Annotated in this window: 22 protein-coding genes and 1 tRNA gene; 8 read left to right on the forward strand and 15 right to left on the reverse strand. The window is 34.7% G+C overall.

Translation table 11 applies throughout. The features are described from left to right. Positions 1–278 precede the first annotated feature (278 nt). Positions 279–611 carry a hypothetical protein gene (locus AAGU07_RS08720; RefSeq protein ID WP_342458718.1) on the forward strand — a complete coding sequence of 111 codons (333 nt, stop codon included), beginning with the start codon at positions 279–281 and terminating at the stop codon, positions 609–611. Positions 612–784: 173 nt separating this feature from the next. Here the strand turns inward: AAGU07_RS08720 and AAGU07_RS08725 are convergent, their stop codons facing one another. The 12 genes from AAGU07_RS08725 to AAGU07_RS08780 all read right to left on the reverse strand — a co-directional run bounded on the left by AAGU07_RS08725 (position 785) and on the right by AAGU07_RS08780 (position 12,976). Further along, entirely contained in the window at positions 785–2,296 is a 1,512-nt protein-coding gene (locus AAGU07_RS08725) for an FAD-dependent oxidoreductase (protein WP_342458719.1), read from the reverse strand. A 267-nt stretch (positions 2,297–2,563) separates the two neighbouring features. Continuing rightward, on the reverse strand, positions 2,564–2,986 hold the full coding sequence (locus tag AAGU07_RS08730; protein ID WP_342459364.1) for a Rieske 2Fe-2S domain-containing protein: 423 nt from the start codon (positions 2,984–2,986) through the stop codon (positions 2,564–2,566). Positions 2,987–3,408: 422 nt separating this feature from the next. Then, a tRNA-Arg gene (locus AAGU07_RS08735) sits at positions 3,409–3,484 on the reverse strand. 162 nt (positions 3,485–3,646) lie between these two features. Then, a complete protein-coding gene (locus AAGU07_RS08740) occupies positions 3,647–4,405 on the reverse strand; it encodes an ABC transporter ATP-binding protein (RefSeq protein WP_342458720.1) in 759 nt (252 codons plus the stop codon). 1 nt (position 4,406) lies between these two features. Next, the gene (locus AAGU07_RS08745; RefSeq protein ID WP_342458721.1) at positions 4,407–5,465 is read right to left on the reverse strand and encodes an iron ABC transporter permease; all 1,059 of its coding nucleotides are present in this window, start codon (positions 5,463–5,465) and stop codon (positions 4,407–4,409) included. Between the two features lies 1 nt (position 5,466). Further along, positions 5,467–6,516 carry a class I SAM-dependent methyltransferase gene (locus tag AAGU07_RS08750; RefSeq protein ID WP_342458722.1) on the reverse strand — a complete coding sequence of 350 codons (1,050 nt, stop codon included), beginning with the start codon at positions 6,514–6,516 and terminating at the stop codon, positions 5,467–5,469. 78 nt (positions 6,517–6,594) lie between these two features. Further along, entirely contained in the window at positions 6,595–7,662 is a 1,068-nt protein-coding gene (locus AAGU07_RS08755; RefSeq protein ID WP_342458723.1) for an iron ABC transporter substrate-binding protein, read from the reverse strand. Positions 7,663–8,013: 351 nt separating this feature from the next. Then, the gene (locus AAGU07_RS08760) at positions 8,014–9,063 is read right to left on the reverse strand and encodes a class I SAM-dependent methyltransferase (RefSeq protein WP_342458724.1); all 1,050 of its coding nucleotides are present in this window, start codon (positions 9,061–9,063) and stop codon (positions 8,014–8,016) included. Positions 9,064–9,301: 238 nt separating this feature from the next. Then, positions 9,302–10,363, reverse strand: coding sequence for an iron ABC transporter substrate-binding protein (locus AAGU07_RS08765; protein WP_342458725.1), 1,062 nt, complete (start codon positions 10,361–10,363; stop codon positions 9,302–9,304). A gap of 407 nt (positions 10,364–10,770) precedes the next feature. Next, positions 10,771–11,382 carry an FmdE family protein gene (locus AAGU07_RS08770; RefSeq protein WP_342458726.1) on the reverse strand — a complete coding sequence of 204 codons (612 nt, stop codon included), beginning with the start codon at positions 11,380–11,382 and terminating at the stop codon, positions 10,771–10,773. Between the two features lie 157 nt (positions 11,383–11,539). Beyond that, positions 11,540–12,313 (reverse strand): AAA family ATPase, encoded by a 774-nt coding sequence (locus AAGU07_RS08775; protein WP_342458727.1) that lies wholly within the window; start codon positions 12,311–12,313, stop codon positions 11,540–11,542. 15 nt (positions 12,314–12,328) lie between these two features. Beyond that, positions 12,329–12,976 (reverse strand): flavin reductase family protein, encoded by a 648-nt coding sequence (locus tag AAGU07_RS08780; protein WP_342458728.1) that lies wholly within the window; start codon positions 12,974–12,976, stop codon positions 12,329–12,331. A 292-nt stretch (positions 12,977–13,268) separates the two neighbouring features. Between AAGU07_RS08780 and hisF the strand changes: the two genes are divergently transcribed. From hisF to AAGU07_RS08800, 4 genes are all read left to right on the forward strand, one after another. Then, a complete protein-coding gene (gene hisF, locus AAGU07_RS08785; protein ID WP_342458729.1) occupies positions 13,269–14,093 on the forward strand; it encodes an imidazole glycerol phosphate synthase subunit HisF in 825 nt (274 codons plus the stop codon). Between the two features lie 504 nt (positions 14,094–14,597). After that, on the forward strand, positions 14,598–15,521 hold the full coding sequence (locus AAGU07_RS08790; RefSeq protein ID WP_342458730.1) for a HEAT repeat domain-containing protein: 924 nt from the start codon (positions 14,598–14,600) through the stop codon (positions 15,519–15,521). Between the two features lie 312 nt (positions 15,522–15,833). Further along, complete coding sequence (locus AAGU07_RS08795) at positions 15,834–17,510, forward strand: NAD-dependent malic enzyme (RefSeq protein ID WP_342458731.1); 1,677 nt, start codon at positions 15,834–15,836, stop codon at positions 17,508–17,510. A gap of 75 nt (positions 17,511–17,585) precedes the next feature. After that, positions 17,586–18,158: a DNA-3-methyladenine glycosylase I gene (locus AAGU07_RS08800; protein WP_342458732.1), complete on the forward strand. Its 573-nt coding sequence runs from the start codon at positions 17,586–17,588 to the stop codon at positions 18,156–18,158. Positions 18,159–18,541: 383 nt separating this feature from the next. On the opposite strand, the gene AAGU07_RS08805 is transcribed toward AAGU07_RS08800, so the two are convergent. Beyond that, complete coding sequence (locus AAGU07_RS08805) at positions 18,542–19,162, reverse strand: TMEM175 family protein (protein WP_342458733.1); 621 nt, start codon at positions 19,160–19,162, stop codon at positions 18,542–18,544. A 202-nt stretch (positions 19,163–19,364) separates the two neighbouring features. Between AAGU07_RS08805 and AAGU07_RS08810 the strand changes: the two genes are divergently transcribed. Continuing rightward, entirely contained in the window at positions 19,365–20,732 is a 1,368-nt protein-coding gene (locus tag AAGU07_RS08810) for a cation transporter (RefSeq protein ID WP_342458734.1), read from the forward strand. A 10-nt stretch (positions 20,733–20,742) separates the two neighbouring features. Beyond that, on the forward strand, positions 20,743–20,871 hold the full coding sequence (locus AAGU07_RS08815; RefSeq protein ID WP_342458735.1) for a hypothetical protein: 129 nt from the start codon (positions 20,743–20,745) through the stop codon (positions 20,869–20,871). Here AAGU07_RS08815 and AAGU07_RS08820 read toward each other — a convergent pair. Further along, positions 20,862–21,095, reverse strand: coding sequence for a hypothetical protein (locus AAGU07_RS08820; protein WP_342458736.1), 234 nt, complete (start codon positions 21,093–21,095; stop codon positions 20,862–20,864). The genes AAGU07_RS08815 and AAGU07_RS08820 overlap by 10 nt on opposite strands. Before the next feature lie 187 nt (positions 21,096–21,282). Further along, positions 21,283–21,984, reverse strand: coding sequence for a DUF4013 domain-containing protein (locus AAGU07_RS08825; RefSeq protein ID WP_342458737.1), 702 nt, complete (start codon positions 21,982–21,984; stop codon positions 21,283–21,285). A gap of 93 nt (positions 21,985–22,077) precedes the next feature. Between AAGU07_RS08825 and AAGU07_RS08830 the strand changes: the two genes are divergently transcribed. Beyond that, entirely contained in the window at positions 22,078–22,716 is a 639-nt protein-coding gene (locus tag AAGU07_RS08830; RefSeq protein ID WP_342458738.1) for a DNA-3-methyladenine glycosylase, read from the forward strand. Positions 22,717–22,913: the final 197 nt, after the last annotated feature.

Below are 22,913 nucleotides of genomic sequence, written 5' to 3' on the forward strand. Positions count from 1 at the left end.
GTTTTTAAAGTTAATTTGTAATCAACTGTTTTTTAGCTTTGTAAAAATTCTGAAATTTGTGGAAATATCTGTTAGATTTAATATAATCCATATCCAAATAAAAAAAAATTTAATTTTTTCTAGAGTCTTCTACAGAGCCGTTTTATTAAACATTACTGTAAATACATATTGACAATTAAATCACCTTTAACAGTTGAATATTTACCCATTTCCATAACAAAAATAGTTTTTATCAAAGTTTATCTGTTACAAAAACCAATTATGAACTGGTGATTTTAATGTTAGAAACAGTCAGTGATGAAACGGTGATAGATAGAATTTCCGGTTCTATATGTCGGCAAGTAAAAATGGAAGATGCAGAAATTAGCAAAGAAGAATACTCCCATTTAAGCAGTAAAATGGCGAAATACATAGATATTAATTTCACTTCTAATTTTGAATATGAAATAAACTACGAGATCCCTAAAAATATCATGAGAATAGGCATTGACAAATATATGAGCCCAGAATTACCTGAAGAAAAGCTTCTTGAAGAGGAAAAATTATTTAGAGAACGACTAACCGGTTTCAAAACAGCTTATAATCAGTTTAAAGAGGAATTTAAGAAATAGACTTTTCCAGATATTTATTTTAAAAATGTTATGCCTTAAATTAAGTATTGTTTATTTTTGTAAATTATCAATTAAACCTATCGTGCATCTGAACTGTGCAGAGTTATATAAAATTAAGAACATGGATTAAAAAACACTGCTTAAAATGAAAAATTCTTTTAAAATAACTTAATTTATCTATTTTCCGGATATTTTTTAAGGTCTACCAGTGCCGGGCCATGTATAACCTGTCCATAGTAATTATAACGGGACCCGTGACATGGGCAGTCCCATGTTTTTTCTGCGGTGTTCCAAACTAGCGTGCACCCCCTATGGTTACAAACTGCCTGTAAACGATGCATATGCCCTTTTTCATCAAGATATACCGAAAATTTCTCTTTCCCTTTGCTTATCACACGAGCTTCATCCCTGGATAAATCAGGGACTTCCATGTTTGATGGCCATGCTATTTCATTTCCCTGGAACTTCCGGGCGATTTCTAATTTTCCATCATCAGAAGATACAATTGGTTTTGAATTTTTAAATCGTAATGGATCAAATAACTCCACTAAAGGATTTTCTTTGCCAGTTATAAGATCTGTAATTAAATAAGCCGCAGTCGTAGCGTGAGTCATTCCCCAACCTCCAAAAGCAGTTGCAACATAAACTCCAGACTTAGAAGTTTCTCCAATGATAGGCAGTCCGTCAGGAGCGGCATTATCCTGATTAGACCAGTGATATTCAATCGATTCAATTTCCCAATTATCCTCAGCATATTCTTCTAACCGATTATAACACTTTCTGGTATCAATAGGAGTCCCAACAATTTGGTGTTCGCCTGCAATCATGATCATATTACCCCTATCAGTTGGAATTGATCGATATGTGTGAAACGGGTTGAGACATACGTACATCCCATCAGGTAATGTTTTTCTAGCATAATATGCCATTATATATGATCTTGTTATTTTTAACTGAGTGTAAAGATTATCTGGATCATATATTGGGAAATGAGTGGCCACTACAACATTATCTGCTTTAATGGAGCCATTATTAGTTTCAATTTCATAAGGAGTCCCTTCTTTTATCTTAAGAACTCTTGTATTTTCAAATATGTAGCTTCCTTCGCATGTTATTTCTTCAGACAGACCAAGAAGATACTTACGGGGATGAAATTCTGCCTGATTCTGGTAAACCACTCCTGCTTTGGCATTAGGCGCAAAAGAAATATCTTCAACATATGATACTGGAAGTCCAAGTCCAGGTGCTACTTCTGCTTCAGATTTATATATACCTGCCTCCTCTCCAGCTTCAGTGTAAATATAACAGGGAGTCCTGTGGAAATCACAATCTATACCATATTTAGATACTAAATTAGAAACAGATTCTACAGCTTTTAAATTAGCTTCAGCAAACATTTGGGTCTTTTCTTTGCCTAAATTATCCATCATTGTACTGTAAAAAAATGCGTGTGCACTGATCTTTGCAGTAGTAGTGGCAGTTATATCTTCCACTATACGCCTCGCTTCAATCACTGCAACTGATTTACCCACTTCTTTAAGCATTATTGCAGTTGTAAGGCCGGCTATACCTCCACCAAGTACCGCAACATCTACTTTAAGCCCAGTTTCCAATTTGGAAAAGCCTGTTTCAGGAGTACTATCTATCCAGAAGCTTTTTGCTTTTCCAGGTATTTCATCTGACATTTTTATCTCCTACTTTTACCAAATAACAATTTGCATCTTAAAAAATAACAATTTGCATCTTAAAAATAATGTATCAGCTAATATCTTACTGATTCAAGGGTATTCAGTTATTTTATAAACTTAATGGAACACTTGTAGAATGAAAAATCAATGGAATTCTAATGTATAACTTGACATTATATTATTATGTCTGATATGACTTATTAGACTTGCGATTTTTAAACAATTTAGTAATTTAAAATTTTAAAACCCTAAATACTTGTATAATCACTTAATATTAACCAATATACTTTCACCCTCAACTTTAACATTAAAAGTGGGTAAGTCATAAGTTTTTACCGGTGCAATAATTTTTTCTAAGCGTTCTGAATATTTCTTGAGTGCAGGAACTTTTTCCTCTCCAGGAATGGATGTAAGAACTGGTTCTTTAATATTCTTTCCAGTGGTAACGTCAAATTGAGAAGCATGCAACGGGCATATAACAGTGGTTCCCTGGAGACGCCCCATAGAAAGCCTTGCATTCATGTGGCCGCACCTGTCGCTTACAGCATAAATTTTTCCGTCAACATTTGCTAAAAGAATTTCAGTATCTCCTTTCTCAACATGTTTCATACTTCCTTCAGGTAATTCATCCATCTTAGCAACTTCAACAAAACTAATTCTATCACCTCTAAAGTCTATTTTAAAAATAACAACTGATTAAAGCATATTTAATAAAAAAATAAAATTATAATCGTTTATATGTTACTCAGTTGTTTATAAACTCAAATTCTTCTTTATTACATGATTAAAGATTAGTTTACACTATTTTCACATACAGATAAACCAGGAGTAGTAATAATTATTGATTGTGTAACATTTAATAATTTCGCAGGTTGAAAAGTGAGTTTAAAAATTTGATTAATAATTAGCATAACCAAATGATTTCTTTTATCCGAGCGATAGCGAGGCAGATCCAATTTATTTTGAAATCTTCAGTGAATTAAGTTAATGAATCAAAATTAAAATTTATTGAATTAAATATGCGATTAAAATTAGAATTCGCTTTGATTTTAGATTTCCGCAGCGAAGCGAGGATTTTTTGTTTAAACTTTTTCGAGGAAAAAGTTTAGCGGACCTGGGGGGATTTGAACCCCCGACCTTGGGATCCGAAGTCCCACGTCATATTCCTGGCTAGACTACAGGCCCATTTAAATAATTTTCAAATTATGATCAAAATAAAAATGGTACATTATAGCTTATAACTTCATTCATTATAAATTTATTGTAATTTAAATTGAAAATAAATGAAAAAGAGTTTCCATCTGTATTCAAAGAAACGCTAATTTTCATACATACAAAATAATTAGCTCATTGAGATTTTGGGATGATCATTGGAACACCTTCAAAGTTTTTAACATGTACATCGACCCCATAAGTTTCTTTTATAATTTCGGGGGTTATAACTTCTTTTCCCCCAGTAGTGAACACCTGCCCCTCTTTTAATATTATAAATTTATCAGAATATCTTAAGGCAAGGTTTATATCATGCATAACCACAATTGAAGCGATATTGTGGGTATCTGATACTTCCCTTATAATCCTCATCACTTCTAACTGATTTTTTAAGTCAAGGTCACTGGTAGGCTCATCTAAAAGTAAAATCTGAGGTTCCTGAACTAATGCACGTGCTATAACAACTTTCTGCAGTTCTCCACCGCTCAGTTCATTTATGTACCTGAGTGCGTATTCTTCGAGGTTCATGACCTTCAGTATTTTCTCTGTTAATTCTATGTCATTCTTGGAAACATCCCATTTTATGTAAGGCTTTCTACCAAGCAAAACTGCGTCAAAAACTGTGACAAACCCTGTTTCTGAACTTTGAGGTACATAACCAATTTTTCTTGCAATTTCGATGTCTTTCATTTTCTTTATATCTCTATCTTCAACGAAGATCATGCCATCTTTAAACTTCAAAATCCGGTTTATGCATTTCATTAATGTAGATTTTCCAGACCCGTTAACTCCCAGTATTGAAACAAAATCTCCTTTTTTAACCTTAAAGTTCACATCTTTAAGTACTGCTGCATTTCCATAAGAAAATTCGATTTTATCAACTGAAAGAACCATTTTATCGCCCCATTTTTATTATTAGATAAAAGAACAGAGGTGCCCCTAAAAAGGACGTTATAATACCCACCGGCAGTATAATAGGTGACAATACCGCCCTTGCAATTGTATCCGATACTAACAGTATTAAAGCACCGAGAATAGCTGATGCAGGGATTAAAAACCTGTGGTCATTTCCTATAACTCTCCTCATGATATGAGGGGCTATTAAACTTACAAAACCTATAACTCCCAGAAATGCCACCACTACCGCTGATGTAAATGAAGAGATCAGCATTCCATGCAGCCTTATACGCTCTGTATTGACCCCTAATCCTTTTGCAGTCTCTTCTCCGCTTTCAAGGCTGTTGTAATCCCATGCATGATACATGAAATATATCAAAGCCGGTACCAGAAGTATAAACATGAGCCAGACATCGTTCCACATTGCCTTTCCAACATCACCAAATGTCCAGAATACAGTGGCTGCAACCTGAGTGTCAGATGCAAAGTACTGTAAAAACTGTATTCCTGCAATAAATAATGAACTCATCGCTACCCCTGCAAGTATCATTGCCTCAGGTGTTATACCTCTAGTCCTGGCTATTAACAGGATTATGCTGACGCCGATCATTGCCCCTGCAAATGCTGCAAAAACTGTGAGATAAGGGTTGTTTATAATAACCGCATCCGCCTGCACGCTGTTTAAAGTCCCTGCTCCCAAAACTATAATTGCAAATGCCGCCCCAAAAGCCGCGCCCTGTGTAATTCCCATGGTATAAGGGCTGGCTAAAGGGTTCCGAAGTACATTTTGCATTATACATCCTTCAATACCCATGCAGCAGCCTGCAATTATAGCCGCCAGAATCCTTGGAATACGGATGTTCCAGATGATCAAAGCTCCGTCTGCCTGCCTGTTAATTAAAGCATTGATTATGTCATATACAGACAAATTTGCAGCACCTACTTTAATTGAACATATCACTGCTATAACTAGAGCTATAACTAAAAAAACCCCAATGTATGTTTTATTCCGTATATATGACTTATAGTCTGTAACTGTTTTATCTTTAAAGCTCAATTTATCTCACTTTTTTAGCTATTACAATTTTGTCCCTTGAAATTCTTCCAAAAGGGGTGTTAAAACGAGTTATCTTGTGAACGTCCACCACTGAAAATCCCAGGTCTTCCAAAAATTCCAGGTATTCATCAAACAGCAGGTCTCCTTTAAATGTAAATTTTCTAGCTGTTTTATGTGACTTTTCAAAATTGGTGAAATTCCATTCCATATCATCCAGAACATCCTCTAAAGAACCAGGTTGGTCTTCTGGAAAATACTGTTTATTTACAAATAGTCCGCCCATGTTCAGAGAGTTGTAAACTTTTTCAGCGATTTCAGGGTTTTTACCCCCAGGATTGTAAGATGAAAAGATGATATCATAACTTCCGCCAAAATCATCGACGTAAAAGTTTCCAGGAATAGTCTGAACACTGGAATCATACTTCTCAATAAACTTCCGAGTTTCTTCCAAAACATCCGGAAGGTCAAAGACATAACACTGCAAGTCTGGATTCACCTGGCTAAATGCAATAGGATACATCCCATGGCCTCCTGCAAGGTCAAGTAAAGTTTTTGCATTCTTAAATTCATCGTAGTCTGACAACAGTTCAACTGTGTCCTGCAGTTCTCCACATAAGCAGTCGTCAGCCATTCTCTGCACAACCATAGGAAAAATAACCTCTTCTTTTCTTGTTATATTCCCTTTTATGCTGTTAGATAAGTTATTCCATAGATTAACATTCTCTTCTAAAGCAGATATGCATCTAATCCTACTATAACTAGATTTTGAGTTTAAATATAGCTGTGAGGATCTCGTATTTTTATAGAGCTCTCCTGATTTTTCCACCAGGTTCAGGTTTACAAGTATCTCTAAAAGGTAGTTTGCCATTACTGGTTTAATTCCAAGTTTTTCAGAAAGCTGCGTGTAAGTCATTTCCTGTTCTAAAATGTCAAAAACTCCCAGTTCTATGGAAGTTTTAAGGACATTGTATATTTTTAAGCAGTTTAAAGTATTTTCAATAAGTCCATGTAGGTCCTCTGCTGAAACATCTGGACGTTCTGTAATATTCATCTCCTTCACCCCGTAATTCGTAAAATTTGGTTCAAAATGCGTGGCATTTCTTCAACCATTAAAAAAATAAAAAAGAATTTAAAGATTTAACTGTTTGAATCCTCCATACTTCTCCTTCAGGCTGCTGTATATCGATGCCCCGTTTCCAATATCAAAGTTGGTGAATATTTCACCGGCTTTTTCCTCTGGATCTACATCTTTAAACTGCTCTGGATAAAGCACTTTTCCAATATAATAAGCATTTGCAAACATTTCATCCTTATTGTAACTGTAAGCGCAGTAACTTAGTATTCCATAAACATTTCCGTCCTTTATAGCTTTAAGGTTGTTGTACTCTGGGTTTTTACTGGTATCGTTAGTTACAGATGCTAAACTGGCCTCTTCAATGAATATAAAGTTAGGGTTCCATGATATCAACTGTTCTGGATCTATTTGAACTGCATTTGAAGTAGCATTGGCCATATTACTTGCTGCACTTGCGACATTTGAAGCATTCAACATTACAAACGGAGGATAGTACGGATTGGTAGATGTAATGCCATGAGCTCCCCTGTAAGCCTGTCCACCAACATATGCTGTCAGTTTACTGCTGCTTGAAATGTTCTTTGTTCGGTTTGCAAGGTCCTTCTGAGTGGAATCAATATAACTAATAAGTTTCTCTGCCCGGTCTTCCTTACCCAAAACCTTTCCCATTACTCTTAAAGATTTTTTATAGGTATCCATCTGATCAGATGTTCCTACAGCCCCAGTATACACAACAACTGCAGGAATACCTGTTTTATTTTGTATTAAATCTGCATCATCTGCACTTCTGGCAAATACCACGTCTGGCTTGAGTTTGGCTATTTCTTCATAATTTATTATATTTTTACTTCCATCCCCCACAACAGGAAGGTTCATCAGTTCAGGATGGGCCATTATGTATGGCAGCGTAGATCCAATTCCTGTAAAATTGGTTTCTACCTGTTCTATTCCAACCATCTTATCACTGGCATTCAAATATACAATTTCCCTGCCAGAACATCCCGTTCCAACAACTTTATTTACCTGTGCCGGAACCTGAACAGTTCTGCCTGCAACGTCAGTTATGGAAACAGTACCTCCATTACCTGAACTTGCACTACCTGAACCAAAAGCATAGATCAAAGTTCCACATAATAATACCCCTATAATTATAACACCCGTTATAAAATTCCTATTGATAAAATCGCCTCCATTTTGTATAGATTAAGCAAAATCAGTTATAATACTTTCGATCTAAGTAATAATACATTTATAAATGAACTCTTTTAAAGTAATACTTAAACAAGCGATAATAACACGTTTATAAGCAAATTTCAAAAATGTAATACTCAAAAAGGGGCATTTTGTAATACATGATCATGGATCCCCATTTAAAATTAGAACATACACCAAGAGCAGCAAAATAAAAAAAAAACTGTAACCATCATCTTAGATGGTTTTTTAAATACAACCAATATGGTTAAATTATCAAGATTAACTCACTTTCTTAGCTATTATCATTTTATCCTGTGCTTTATTTCCAAAAGACGTGTTAAAATGGTCTATGCGATGTATGCCCACTATAGAAAATCCAAGATCTTCTAAAAATAAAAGATATTCTTCAAATGTCAAATCATCCTTAAATGTGAACCTCTCCTTCGCTTTATTGGATTTCTCAAAGTTGGTGAAGTTCCATTCCATATTATCTAAAAGATCTTCCAGCGAGTTTGAGTCAGCTTCAGGGAAGTACTGCTTAGTTACAAATAATCCTCCCTGATTTAATGAATTGTAAACTTTTTCAGCGATTTTAGGATTTTTACCTCCAGGGTTGTACGATGAGAATATAACATCGTAACTTCCGCCAAAATCATCGGTGTAAAAATTTCCAGGAATAGTCTGAACACTGGAATCATACTTCTCAATAAACTTCCTTGTTTCTCCCAAAACATCCGGGAAGTCAAACACGTAACACTGCAGATCAGGATTTAACTGGCCAAACGCGATTGAATACATTCCATGGCCTCCTGCAAGGTCAAGTAAAGTTTTTGCATTCTTAAATTCACCATAGCTCGCCACCAGTTCAACTGTATCCTGCAGCTCACCACATAGGGCATCTTCAGCCATTACCTGTATAATGAACTGGAAAAAGTTCTCATCTTTTTTTGCTGTTTTACCTTTTAAGGTATGTTTTAAGTTATTCCAAAGATTAAGCGGTTCTTCCATAGATAATATACAGTTAATCCTCTTATAATTCGATTCAGAATTCAAATATGTTCCTGAAACAGATGTATTTTTATAGTTTTCCCCTACTTTCTCTACCAGCCCTAATTTAACAAGTATTTCTAAGAGATAATATGTCAGCACTGGCTCAATTTCAAGTTTTTCAGAAATCTGCCTGCACGTTGTATCCCTATTTAAAATATCAAAAATTCCCATCTCTATCGAAGTTTTTAAGATGTTAAATACTTTTAAACCATTCACAGCATCTTCAACAGTGCTCTGCAGTCTTTCCAACGATATTCCAGGGCGTTCTGTAATATTCATATTATCACCTCAAAATTTTATTTTTAAAATTTTAGAAAATGCGGAGCTTTTCTAACCTTTCGGAAATCAATGACTTCCGATGCCTGAGGAAACTCTGTTTCCTCGGCCGCAAAATTAAAAATTTTGCAGGCATTAAACACTTCGCGTTTGAGGGTCCCAAAAATCTATGATTTTTGAGGATTTTGTGGTTCAGAAAATCATACCATTTCTTAAACCTCAAAAAATAAAAAAAAGTAAATTAAAGATTCAGTTGTTTAAAACCACCATACTGTGTCTTTAATGTACTGTAAACTGATTCACCATTTCCAACATCGAACTCGGTAAATATCTCAGCAGCTTTTTTCTCTGGATCTACGTCCTTAAACTGTTCAGGATAAAGCACTTTTCCAATATAATAAGCATTTGCAAACATTTCATCCTTATTATAACTGTACAGACAGTAGGTTAATACCCCATAAACATCACCGTTTTTAATGGCAGTAATATTTTGATACTCCGGATTTTTAGCTGTATCATTTTCTATTGTAGCTATACTGCCACCTTCAACGAAGATGAAATCAGGGTTCCAATTTATCAACTGCTCTTTATCTATTTGAATAGCATGAATGGTAGCATTTGTATTGTTAATTCCACCTGCAACATTTGAAGCATTTAACATTACAAACGGAGGGTAATATGGATTTGTAGATGTAATACCATGAGTTCCATAGAAAGCCTGTCCTGCAAGATAAACTGTTTTATTACTGTTAATATTGCTAGTACGTTTTGCAAGGTCTTCTTGTGTGGAATCAATGTAACCTGTAAGTTCTTCTGCCCTATCTTCCTTACCTAAAACTTTTCCCATCATTTTTAAAGAGTCTTTATATGTATTCATCTGATCAGATGTTCCAACTGCACCCACATATGCAACAAGAGTTGGAATACCTGTTTTAGATTGGATTTCATCTGCTTGTTCTGCAGTTCCAGCAAATACCACATCTGGCTTGAGTTCTGCTATTTTTTCATAATTTACGGTATCCGTCTTTGCATTTCCAACCACAGGTAACTTCATCAGTTCAGGATGCGCAATGATATAAGGCAGTTGATTTCCCCATCCTCCTGTTGAATTAGTTTCTATCTGTTCTATTCCAACCAGTTTATCACTGGCGTTCAGGTACACTATTTCTCTAGCTGAACACCCTGTCCCTACAACTTTATTTACCTGTGCAGGGACCTGAACAGTCCTGCCTGCAACATCAGTTATAGAAACAGTGTTTCCACTACTTGAACTTAAATTATCTGAACCTAAAGCATAGATCAATGTAGCACTTAATAATACTACAATCGCAATAATACACGCTATCACCTTTGAATTTATAAAATCACCTCCATTTTGTATAAGTTAAGCAAAACAAGTTATAATACTTTCGATCCAAGTAATAATACATTTATAAAGAGGCCGTTCAAAGGTAATAATTTAGATTATAATAATAACACATTTATAAGCAGAAATTAAAAATGTAATACTCAAAAAACTCTATTTTGTAATACTTAAAAAGTAAAAAATCCATTTTAAGTAATATTTTTAAAAAGGGGTATTAAACTGAAGTAAAAATTTTTAAAGATTTCAATTAACTTCATTTTTTACTTTCATGCCAATACCAATGTTATTAACAAATTTGTAGTATCTAATAAACGTTAAATTTGATAAAAAAAGAAAAATTGAATTTAAGTCCTTGAATAATCATTGAAACATGGAATACACACGATGCTGCCATTTTCTACTCGTGCCCTGTGCTCTGCCACCATTTCACCACATTTAGCGCATTTAACTGACTGGAATATCCTGGCTTCTTCAGGAATTTCAATTTTAACATGTTCTATTTTGAATAATTCCTCATCAGGCATGTCAAGGATATCAAAAGAGGCTTTATCCTTTTTTTCTTCAAATTTTGATTTTTCTTCTTCACTGGCAGATCCAGAAAAAGCTTTTTCTCTAATTTCAGCAAATTCAGGGTCCATTTCATCTATGCTCATCTTTAAAGACAGACGCAAAGTATCCCCAGTTTTCCTGTTTACAAATGAATACACATTTTTTCCATGATCTTTAAATATTAAATTTCCTTTACCCATAGTACATCCTGTTACAACCTGTATTGCATCAACACTGCAGCTGTCGTTTTCCACAATAGCCAGGAACTCTTCATCTATTGCCCTATCTGAACCAAGCTCTTTTATGGCTATTTCAGCTGCACGGTATCCTATAGCGGTCCCTGGACAAACATGTCCATGAAACTTAGTAACTTCTGAAAATGGTAATATCCGTATTGACTCTTCCATATTATCACCTGTAATACTTTTATTTTTTAGATTATTGAAAAAAGAATATATTTCAAGCTACCTTATAAATTTGCCGATGAAATAAAAAAAATAGAAGAAACTGTTATCCCCTATAGTCAAGAAATAGTTAAAACCCCAGCACTACAAATATCTATATTTATGTAATGCCAGTTATCAGCTTATTCAGCTCTTCTATGGCAGAATGCATATCTAAAGATTCACCTTGAAGGTTTGTCTGGGCAAGGGTAGACGAATAAGGCAAAATACCTTTAATCGTTATGTTTTTTGCAGCCAGCATCTCTTCTAAAATTAGCCTTGTTTTCTCATCAACTTTATTTAAAACAGCACCAAAATTTTTCCCTGCTTCTTCAGTTAACTTGGCTGCCTTTTCAGTCAATAAAACAGCATCGTTAGAAGGATCAACCACCATCAAAACTGAATCTGCACCTTCCACTATTCCCCTTCCAAAATGTTCTACTCCAGCTTCAGTATCTATTAAAACCCACTGGTCTCTTTCTACTGCCAGGTGGTTCAGGAAATCCCGTGCTATAGCGCCCATAGGACATGCACACCCTTCCATAGTGTGTTCAATTTTTCCGATCTGCATTAAAGCCAGATTCCCATTCCAGCTGACAAATTCTGGTGATAAACTATTCAGATCAGAGTTTTCCATGAAAAATTCCGCCTGCTCGTTTTTTTCTTCTTTAATTTGGGCCATTAACTTGCCCATTACTGCAGGTTTGCCTCCCAAATAATCCATAAGTGCATTTTCTGCAGGTTTAACTCCAAGCATTACCCCTAAACCCAAATTAGATTCATCTGAATCTACTACTAAAACTGTTTTTCCCTGTTCTTTAAGTTCTTTGGCCATTAAAGTCACTAAAGTACTTTTTCCACAGCCGCCTCTTCCACTAATAATTATCTTTGGCATAACAATACTTCCTGCTCATTTACCTGTACCTGGTACCTCTTTTTTCTCATACATCCAGGATAATGGATCTTTACCATCTTCAAACATGGCCCCATAAGGTTCGAATTTATCAATACTCTTAACAGTGCAGAAATGCATTCCCTTGTCTGATTCTGTCATCATTAACGGTTTAGCATTTTCTAGATCCCAGGAACCATCTTCAGGGTTGTAAACATTATCATCTATCTCCAGATGTACCACTTTACCCATAATCAGCAAATAAGGGACACCATTATATTCTTCTTCGTGCATGCTGTGGAGTTTGCATTCCATCCACGCGTAACAGCCTTCAATTCCAGGCACTTGAACTTTTGTAGAAGGTCTTTCTTTTAAATCTGCCAGTTCAAATTCATTAACATCGAAAGGAACATGCATAGCTGTTGGTATCACTTTATCAGCCATATCCGCACCAGGCATGTTGATAACGAATTCTTCTGTGCTTTTAATGTTAACAAATGTATCTCTCATTTTCGCTGAAGCCACACAAACCAGATCAAATGGGCGTAAAATAGGCATGACACATGAATAAGGTGCTATGTTTCTAACGCCATCTTCACTAACTGTAGAAATAAATGATACAGGCAATGGTATCAGCGACTCTCTCTTAAAATTTTCCAATATCATATTACCACCATTACTCCTTAGATTTTCATCCATATAAATATTAGCTTTTTATTAAATAGTATTACTTAATTAGCAAAATACACCGCCAATGTATTATCAATATAAATTAAAATTACCTTAAAATCATTAAAATAAGCTGAGTTATGCATTTAAAAGGCTTTAGTCTGTAAATTAAATTTTTTATATAGGATATAGTATAAATTATTACACAGTAAATTAGATTAATAAAAAAATACTGTCTTCAAAATATTTAATTTTAAAAAAATCAATTAAGCTCAAAGAGGAAATAAACATGCTTGCAAAAAGAATTATACCATGCCTTGACTGTGATTTAAACGTGCCACACGGGCGGGTTGTAAAAGGGGTTGAATTCAAGCAGATTCGATATGCTGGAGAGCCTGTTGACCTTGCAACTCGTTACTATGAAGAAGGGGCGGATGAAATTGTATTTTTAGATATTACGGCATCTCACGAGCGTCGAGAGACCATGACTGATGTTATTAAAGCCACTACTGAAAATGTATTCGTTCCAATTTGCGTGGGCGGGGGGATAAGAAAGCCCGAAGACTATGTTAACATGCTAAAAGCAGGTGCTGACAAATGTTCTACAAACACAGCCGCTATTCACAATCCAGATCTTATTAATGAAGCTTCAAAAGTTGTAGGTTCACAGGCATGTGTAATCGGGATAGATGCAAAGCGCCACTACGTTGAAAACCCAAAAGAAAGCGATGATAAGATCATAGTTGAAACAGATAAAGGCTACTGCTGGTTTGACTGCAGCATATATGGCGGGCGTGAATTCACTGGAATCGATGCAATTGCATGGGCAATTGAATGTGAAGAACGCGGAGCCGGAGAAATCCTGTTAACATCTATGGACCGCGACGGAACCAAAGATGGGTACGATAATTATCTTAACAAAGCCATAAGTGAATCTGTAAATATTCCAGTCATTGCATCTGGTGGTGTAGGTAATCCACAACATATTTACGACGCGTTTACACAAGGCAAAGCAGATGCCGCTTTAGCTGCCAGTATCTTTCACTTTAAAGAGTATTCTGTAGGTTCTGTCAAAGAATATTTAAAGAAAAGAGGAATTCCTGTCAGACTATAATTGTCAGCAGGAATTTAATTATGCTCTTTAAAAAAAATTAAATTTTGAGTAATCCCTTAAAATATTCATAGATCTAGTTTAGAATTTAGATATTCCAATTTATTTCTCAAATTTGTAGATAATCTACTTAAAAGGTACTTTTAATACAAATTAAAATTTAATTTTAACTGCTGAAAATCTAAATACCGATTAATTAATTAATAATTTAAAATTAAAGGTATTTATTACTTATTCTGTATTTTCACTAATTACAAACATTTAAAAACATATAATTAAGTTTAATATTCTATTTTATAGGTTAGATAAAGTAAATAATATTTTATAATAATTTTTAAATGATATTAAGTTAAATATTATATTTAAATTGTATTTTGGTCTTTTTTTTAGTTATAATCAGTTAATAAATTATTATTAATATATCGGAAAATTTAAAAGTTACATCATTCATATCACAGTATTAACTAAAAATATTATATGAGGCAAAATTGCGGGAAAGTGAGTTAAATGAAAGGAGAGCCTGATCTATACGATAGAGTCAGTTTAAATTCAGATGTAACGGTTTATGAACTAGAAAAATATGAAAATGAATCTAATTTTGAGATAATAGAAAGTGTATCCTTCAATAGATGTATCATATGTGGTAAAATTATAGCTCCATGGGAAATTTACGACCATAAATACTGCAAATATTGTGCAGATGTGATTAAATCTACAAATAATAAGCCTTATGGTATGTGTATTAAATGCAATAAGCCTTTTCCTATTTCCCAGCTCTATAAATTAAAATACTGTCCAGATTGTGCAGAAAGAATTCGCACCTGCGAATGCTGCAACACAGAATTCGTTTTTGAAGACGAAAACTCTTTTATTTGCCCATCATGCATAAATACATTATCTAAAGAGTGTATCAAATGTAGAAAAGAATTCATTCCAGAAGGAAATTACAGTTATTTCTGTCCTTCCTGTTATAAAAAGTATCAAACAAATATGGAAATTCAAATCTTAGAAAATTCATCACATGATATAGAACTTCATAAACCACATAAAAAATCAACTGACTTCCATTCTTTAATTAAAAATTTGAATGGGAATAATCCAATTAAACGAGCCCTCGCCCTGGAAACTGTATGTAATATTAAAAATAAATATGCTTTACCAGTAGTAATCAGTGCTTTAAAAAATAAAGATACGAATATCCGGTGGAAAGCAGCTAGATACCTGGGCATTTCCAGAGACAAAAATGCGGTAAAGCCTTTAATTGAAGCATTAAAAGATAAAGAGTTTATTGTCAGGAATAATGCTGTTTGGAGTCTGGGAGAAATAGGAGATAAAAAGGCTATAAAACCTTTAACTCTAGTTTTAGAAGATGAAAATAAATATGTAAGATGTAGCGTAGAAGAAGCTGTTGAAAAAATAAGAAATAATTAGAACAGTAGAGGTTATATCTACTACTTGAAAATAAAAATTAATAATAGCTTTAACGTCTAATCAAGGAGTATGTTAAAACGTTTTTGGTAAAAATTAATTTATTTTCCATTAAAAACTATTTATAACAATATTACATCTAATTTCAGCTATATATCTCCTTAAAATAAATTAAGGCTCTAAATTAGAAGACTAAGAAGAACAAATCCACATAAACCCATAAAATATATATGATATTATTAAAAAATATTAATATTATATGTAACAATATTTCCTAAAAAGGGAGGGTTTTTAGTTAGATTTATAGCTGAAAATATGGAAAAAAATCGAATCAAATACATTGAAACTGATCTTAAAGGTATTCAACTCCTAAGATCAGCCCAATTAAATAAGGGCACTGCTTTTAGTGATACAGAACGAAAAAAATTTTTCTTAAAGGGCCTGCTGCCGCCTGTTATAGAAACTATAGAGGATCAGATGCAAAGAGCCTATCATCAATATTCTTTGCAGACAGATGACCTTCAGAAGAATATATTTTTGAATAATCTTTACAATACCAATGAAACCCTCTTTTTCAGGCTTATATCAGAGTATATTGAAGAGATGATGCCTATAATTTACACGCCAACTGCAGGGCTGGCTATCCAGCACTACAGCAGCGAATTTAGAACACCCCGCGGTATTTATATTTCATATCCTGATCAGAACAATATTGACGAGATCCTGAATAACCTAAGCAACGATATTGATCTGATAGTTCTAACTGATTCTGAACAAATACTTGGAATAGGCGACCAGGGAGCCAATGGCATCGGAATTTCAGTAGCTAAAATTGTAATTTACACCCTATGTGCAGGGATTAATCCCAAAAAAATGCTTCCAGTGATGATTGATGTTGGAACCAATAATCCCCAGTTACTTCGTGACCCTCTTTATATAGGCTGGCGTCATTCCAGGATCCAGGGAGAAGCATATGATCAGTTTGTAAGTAAAGTAATAACAGCCGTCAAACAAAAATTTCCAGATGTGTTTCTTCAATGGGAAGATTTCGGAAAGACAAAAGCTCGATGTAATCTGGATCAATATCAGGATAAAATATGCACATTTAACGATGACATACAGGGTACTGGCGCCGTTGCCATGGCAGCTATCCTCAATGCTTCAAAATTAACCCATATCCAACTATCAGATCACAGAGTATTGATTTTCGGTGCTGGAACAGCTGGCTGCGGTATTGCAGACAGGATCTGCGAATGGATGATAAAAGAAGGGCTGAGTTCTCAAGAAGCCCGTTCAAGGTTCTGGCTTATGGACAGTCAGGGGCTTATAACAAATGATAGAGAAAATCTAGATTATTTCAAAGCTTCATATGCCAGACCACAGGAAGAATCTCAAAACTGGGATAAAAAGAGCAAAATTACATCTCTTTTGGATGTAGTTTGCAATGTAAAGCCCACCATCCTTATTGGTACCAGTGCAGTGAATAACGCCTTTGATATAGAAGTAATTAAAGCCATGGCTTCTGGTGTGGAATATCCCATCATTTTCCCGCTTTCCAACCCCCCCATAATGGCAGAAGCAACTCCTGAAAATATACTCCGCTGGACAGATGGGAATGCCATTGTAGCCACAGGAAGTCCTTACCCTGATGTTATATTAAATGGTAAGTCCATATCAGTGGCCCAATGTAATAATGCATTGATATTCCCAGGGCTAGGCCTAGGAATAATATGTGCTCAGGCAAAAAGAGTGACATCAGGAATGATTGATGCTGCGGTTAAAGAACTGAGCAATTCTGTTAACCTGCAAGATGATCACCACTCCAGATTACTTCCTGAAGTCTCAAGACTGCAGGAAGTGAGCAGAAATATCGCAGTAGCAGTGGTTAAGAAAGCTATTGTGGAGGGAACTGCCAGAATCAACCCAAATGAGGATATTATGGAATTGGTTAATGAAAACATCTGGAAGCCCGTCTATGTTCCCTATCATTAAATAAAACACTTTAAGTTGAATAAAATAGATCCTTAACTTACAAAAACAAATAACATTAAATCAAAAATAATAAACATGAAAATCCGCTGCCCATGGGCTGAAAAAGACCCTTTACTTATAAAATATCATGACCAGGAATGGGGTAGTCCAGTCCATGAGGATAATCTTCTTTTTGAGTTCCTGGTATTAGAAGGAGCACAAGCTGGTTTAAGCTGGGTTACAGTCCTTAAAAAACGGGAAAATTATCGTGAAGCATTTGACAATTTCGATCCTGCTAAAATTTCCCGTTACAACGAGGAAAAAATCGAGGGACTAATGAATAATTCCGGCATAATACGCAACCGCCGTAAGATTTTATCTGCGGTCACTAATGCAAAAGCTGTTTTAAAGATCCAAGAAGAGTTTAGCTCATTTGACTCTTATATCTGGCAGTTTGTAGGCAGAAAACCGATCCAAAGTAAATGGAAACATGCCGAAGATTTACCCACATTTACCGCCCAATCTGAAAATATGAGCAAAGATTTGAAAAAAAGAGGTTTCAAATTTGTGGGGCCTACCATTTGCTACGCGTTCATGCAGGCCGTGGGAATGGTTAATGACCATGTTGTAGATTGTTTCAGGTACTCAGAAATTAAAAATAGAATTTAAAGTCTAACTGAATAGAATCCTAAACTTTCCACTAAAAACGTAGATTTAAAATATAGATTTTTTCATTCTTTTCTTGATTCTGATATCAAAATAAACCCTAATGCCAATAAAGCAAGCCCGCCAGGTACAACTCTACCAATTAATAAACTAATTAATAGTATAACCATACCAATTATTCAGGATAAAGTCCCCAATCTAAATTTCCATTTAGCTTGCATAAGATCATTCTATTTATATATAGAACATTCAATTACAATTTTTTCATTTAAATATAATCCATTGAATAGATATGCTAAAGAATTAAAAGAAGGATAATTTTATCTATTTTATCTGTCCGGAATTAGATTACAATTAGTTAAATAATATCATTAACCTAACCAGAACTAACTCTTCATTTGTCTTTCTATCAAATATTCTGTGGGAATTATCAGGATATACACAATAGAACTCCAATGAGGGATTATAAAAGAGAGCCCCATAGCTAGCAGAGTAATGAGTATAAATGACATGTAAACCCATTTATAGATAGATATTCTGACAGGATCTACTTTTTTATGGATCAACCCCCTTCTAACAGCATAAAACCAGTTTAAAGAAAGAAATACTGCAATTCCCAGCATGTTTAAATTGAAAATGAAGTGAGCCAGCGGAAATTGACCGTAATCTCCCCCAGTTAAAGTGTTAGAAAATGGGACAAGAACGATGAAAAGCAGCCATATCATATTTATCCAGAGCAGAATTTTATCCACCTTTTCTATCTGGTGAAAAGTACGATGGTGTATGTTCCAGAACACACCTAAAAGGACAAAACTAAGGACAAATGATAAAACATCAGGCCATATAGAATAAACAGCGCTTTGGAAGGAAGCACTAGTTACCGGGCCGTTAATAGAAGGAACAGCCAAATTTAAAACCAGTATAGTCATTGCAATGGCAAATATCCCATCTACTAATGTTTCAATCCGACTAGTTGGCATAAATAAATCAGAATCTCTATATTCCATTATTATAAACTCCTATTTTAAAATTATAACTTTTAGTTGATACAAATCATATTCTTCAGATAATCACAGGTATTATCAGTAATTAAATTTAATAATTCTACCCATATCTAATTATAGATGAAATTATATTTAAAAACATTCAAGTAACATGTCATTAGACTTAAGGTAATATTATTTGCAATGAAAAGACCGAGACGATAATATGAAAGATGAAAAACCAGTATTAGGCTTCGATAAATTCCTGATGATGGCACTTTTAAAGGACGGTCCATTAAGTAAAGAGGAACTATGGGAAAAAACCATCTTATTTTTATCCCTGATCTGGTACCAACAGTTACCTGGTAAAGGCCAGCCGTTAACCCAAAACTTGTTCTTTAAAGTTGCCAGTATACGCTCCAAAATAGAGGACGGAAAAGCAAGTAAAGCCACAGGTTCCCCTGAAGAGGAAATGAAAAAGCTGATTGAGAAAGACTTGGTTAAATTAAACGATGAAAACAAATATGAGTTGACCCCTGAAGGTCTGAAAAATGCCAAAATATTCAGAGAGCACATGGAAAAAAGTGCCTCATCAGCAGTGGGTGAGTTAACACCGTCCAGTACTGCCAAAAACACTACTTTTTTAGATGCATTCCTTGCAGTACTTAAACTGGGCAGCGGTATAATAAGCGGGAGTGTTGGATTAATAGCAGATGGTACAGATGCCACTATGGACACAGTTGAATCTATTATGGTTTGGCTTGGAATCAAGTACCATAGAGAGGATCTAAGTACTATTCTGGTAATAATAGGGTTGTTTGTGGCTTCCATAAGCGTTTTATTTGACTCTGTTACCCACATATTAGGAACACTAGCTGGGCATTCAGATCCTATGACTCTACCATTTCTGGTTATAGCTGTTGAAGGAATAGCCATATTGGCAGCGGTCTTTTTATTCTATTACCAGCGCTTCGTTGGAAAAGTTTCCAACAGTTTGACATTAATATCACAGTCTGTGGACTCTAAAAACCACATATTCATCGGTACCTCAGTTATTATAGGTGCTATTTTTGCCATATATGGTATTTACTTCGTAGACGCAGTTATAGGATTATTTGTAGGAGCAGGTATTTTCAGAGATGCTGTTGGATTGCTCAGGGAAGCTATTTCAGCTCAAAGAGGTGAAGAAGAAGATTATTCACAGGAATATAAATTACCACTGGAAGAATGCTGGGAAGAGAATAAATTAATGGCATTCAGAAACTGGATATTATACGCTTTATGGGCAGAAGATCTCAAAACACAGCCCGAAATTATAACATCCCTTAAAAGGGCTTTCCATCCTGATAACTACATTCCAGTACTTAGTGAACTAAATGCAACCTGTAAAGAACACTATGACTTTGAAGGCCAGTTTGAAATTCTGATACATCCATTAAAAGAACATGAACTTTTAATTGAGGAAATTGAAGAGTATGTTATAACTGAAAAAGGTGGAAAACATCTGAAAGCCTTTTTTGACAATTTCAGATACTATGATGTCCACTACTCCGACAAAATATTGCTGGCCATGACTCAAGATACAAAAAAATGAGAAGATATACATGAAACCTGCTTACTTTGATTTATCTGTTGAAAATCTCAAAGAAGCCCGTCAGTTCTTTGAAAATGTTTTTGGCTGGCGCTTTGAAAAGATGTCATTGCCATTTGAGTACTATCGAATTCAAGCTTGAGATCCTGACGGACCAGGAATAGACGGAAGGATTGGAGAACTTAAAGATTTAACATTCGGCAATGGAAAACCTTTGTCAGTGGTAACGGTACCTGTCGTAAATCTCAATGAAGCTATTGAAAAGGTTAAAGAAATCGGATGCAGTATAATAGGGCCAAAAGCTGCTATTCCATGCATTGGATGGTATGCAACGTGTGCTGAACCTGGAGGCCTAATGTTTGGCATGATGCAGCCAGATCCTAAAGCCCAATGAAATCTAAAAATAAACTTGTTCAGATGGAGAATTGACAGGACCCCAATCCAGCTCCTCCACCTTATATCTTATAACTTATAAGTTATAAGATATAACCTAATTCATGACTGTTTTCAAGTATATAAAAAGATAGGGATAGGTTAAATAACCTAAAAAAACTTAATCATGCGCTTGGAACCTTTCTAAATAGATTAACCCCATAAATCTCCCCTGAGATGCAATAATTAGAGGATAAATCAGTAAATTAGCTGCAAAATCAGTGATGTATACATTAAGAGAAATCATTGCACCTACACTGTAAAATATCATGTGGAGAAATCCGGCAAACAATATTAAATAAGCAGCCATTATTGAAAGCCCTGTTAATGAAAGGGCATATTTTTTCAAACCAATGCATTTTATATCCTTGAACACCATTTTAAAATCAAAAGCTGCTCTTAATTGGTTTTTATAAGCCATACGGGGTATTGCTGTAATACTTAAGATATACGCTGAAATATAAAACAGTGATGTAAGCATAAAAAGTCCGATCATGAGCCCCGGATTCAAATTTGCATATCCCATTTTTACGAGCACAAACAATGCAAATTCAGAAATCAACCCAGGTAACATGAAAAATATTACCACTGTAGCGACTTTCAAGCCATCGATAAACATACCTTTCCAGTTTTCAAATGGGGGCAGTTCATAGTTGCCTTCTATTGTGTTTTCAATTATCCTCATAAGGTACCCACCTGCAAATACTGCAGGTACAATCAGAAATACGCCAGAACAGAATAAAAGCCCCAATCCCAGTATCCTCTTGGAATTAGAAAAAGGATACGAGATATACGAATCAGAAAACATTTCAGTTATATTCATAAAAATTCTCCATTTTAAATATTAAATAACATTTCAATTAATAATATCCGTTACATTATTCTCTTTTAAATGAAATATAAATAGCTGATGTAAATGAAGCTTGAGAGATCATTTTATGAAAGAAACACGTTGATTGTAGCCAGAGAACTCTTAGGCTGTGTTTTAGTACATATAACTCCCGAAGGCATAACTAAAGGTAGAATTGTAGAAACAGAAGCTTATATGGGCCCCGAAGATAAAGGTGCACATTCTTACGGAGGCAGGCATACGCCAAGAATGGACCCGCTGTATAAAACAGGGGGATTTGCCTATATTTACCAGCTGCACGGTTATAATTACTGCATTAATGTAGTAACGCAGAAAGAAGGAATACCTCAAGCAGTGCTTATCAGGGGATTAGAACCTGCGGAAGGTCTGGAATTAATGGCAAAACGACGAAAAATTGATATTTCAGATAGCAGGAAAAGTAATCTTAAAAATCTGACTAATGGTCCCTCAAAGCTCTGCCAGGCCATGAATATCAATACTTCTATTAATGGAATTGATTTATGTGGCGATGAAATTTTTATTACAAATCAAACTGGTTTAAAGAGTAACGAAGATATTGTAGCTGCACCTAGAGTTAATATTGATTATGCTGAGGAATACAGGGATAAATTGTGGAGATTTTTGCTCATGGGAAATGCATTTGTAAGCAAAGGTTATAAAAGCCGAAACTTTAAGAGGATGTAATTCTAGCAAGACTCAATTTTTAGTAGATATTTTCCTGTTAATCCCCTTCTAACCATGTTTATACTATTTTTTCATTTTTGAAGGTGTCACCAACTAATATATATTTACATTTTTTAAAATGGCAAAAGTTTTTAAAACTAAAAATCTATAGTTTGACTCTAGAAAAGCTGATTTAAACGATTATAATCCGCTCTTCT

Origin of the sequence: Methanobacterium sp. (genome assembly GCF_038562635.1) — an archaeon.
Taxonomy (GTDB): domain Archaea; phylum Methanobacteriota; class Methanobacteria; order Methanobacteriales; family Methanobacteriaceae; genus Methanobacterium_D.

Bases quoted from the DNA above. Each gene is read 5' to 3' on its own strand.
- AAGU07_RS08720 (WP_342458718.1), top strand. From the start codon at position 279: ATGTTAGAAACAGTCAGTGATGAAACGGTGATAGATAGAATTTCCGGT.
- AAGU07_RS08725 (WP_342458719.1), bottom strand. From the start codon at position 2,296: ATGTCAGATGAAATACCTGGAAAAGCAAAAAGCTTCTGGATAGATAGT.
- AAGU07_RS08740 (WP_342458720.1), bottom strand. From the start codon at position 4,405: ATGGTTCTTTCAGTTGATAAAATCGAATTTTCTTATGGAAATGCAGCA.
- AAGU07_RS08750 (WP_342458722.1), bottom strand. From the start codon at position 6,516: ATGAATATTACAGAACGTCCAGATGTTTCAGCAGAGGACCTACATGGA.
- AAGU07_RS08760 (WP_342458724.1), bottom strand. From the start codon at position 9,063: ATGAATATTACAGAACGCCCTGGAATATCGTTGGAAAGACTGCAGAGC.
- AAGU07_RS08770 (WP_342458726.1), bottom strand. From the start codon at position 11,382: ATGGAAGAGTCAATACGGATATTACCATTTTCAGAAGTTACTAAGTTT.
- AAGU07_RS08775 (WP_342458727.1), bottom strand. From the start codon at position 12,313: ATGCCAAAGATAATTATTAGTGGAAGAGGCGGCTGTGGAAAAAGTACT.
- AAGU07_RS08780 (WP_342458728.1), bottom strand. From the start codon at position 12,976: ATGATATTGGAAAATTTTAAGAGAGAGTCGCTGATACCATTGCCTGTA.
- hisF (WP_342458729.1), top strand. From the start codon at position 13,269: ATGCTTGCAAAAAGAATTATACCATGCCTTGACTGTGATTTAAACGTG.
- AAGU07_RS08790 (WP_342458730.1), top strand. From the start codon at position 14,598: ATGAAAGGAGAGCCTGATCTATACGATAGAGTCAGTTTAAATTCAGAT.
- AAGU07_RS08795 (WP_342458731.1), top strand. From the start codon at position 15,834: ATGGAAAAAAATCGAATCAAATACATTGAAACTGATCTTAAAGGTATT.
- AAGU07_RS08800 (WP_342458732.1), top strand. From the start codon at position 17,586: ATGAAAATCCGCTGCCCATGGGCTGAAAAAGACCCTTTACTTATAAAA.
- AAGU07_RS08805 (WP_342458733.1), bottom strand. From the start codon at position 19,162: ATGGAATATAGAGATTCTGATTTATTTATGCCAACTAGTCGGATTGAA.
- AAGU07_RS08810 (WP_342458734.1), top strand. From the start codon at position 19,365: ATGAAAGATGAAAAACCAGTATTAGGCTTCGATAAATTCCTGATGATG.
- AAGU07_RS08815 (WP_342458735.1), top strand. From the start codon at position 20,743: ATGAAACCTGCTTACTTTGATTTATCTGTTGAAAATCTCAAAGAAGCC.
- AAGU07_RS08820 (WP_342458736.1), bottom strand. From the start codon at position 21,095: ATGCCAAACATTAGGCCTCCAGGTTCAGCACACGTTGCATACCATCCA.
- AAGU07_RS08825 (WP_342458737.1), bottom strand. From the start codon at position 21,984: ATGAATATAACTGAAATGTTTTCTGATTCGTATATCTCGTATCCTTTT.
- AAGU07_RS08830 (WP_342458738.1), top strand. From the start codon at position 22,078: ATGAAGCTTGAGAGATCATTTTATGAAAGAAACACGTTGATTGTAGCC.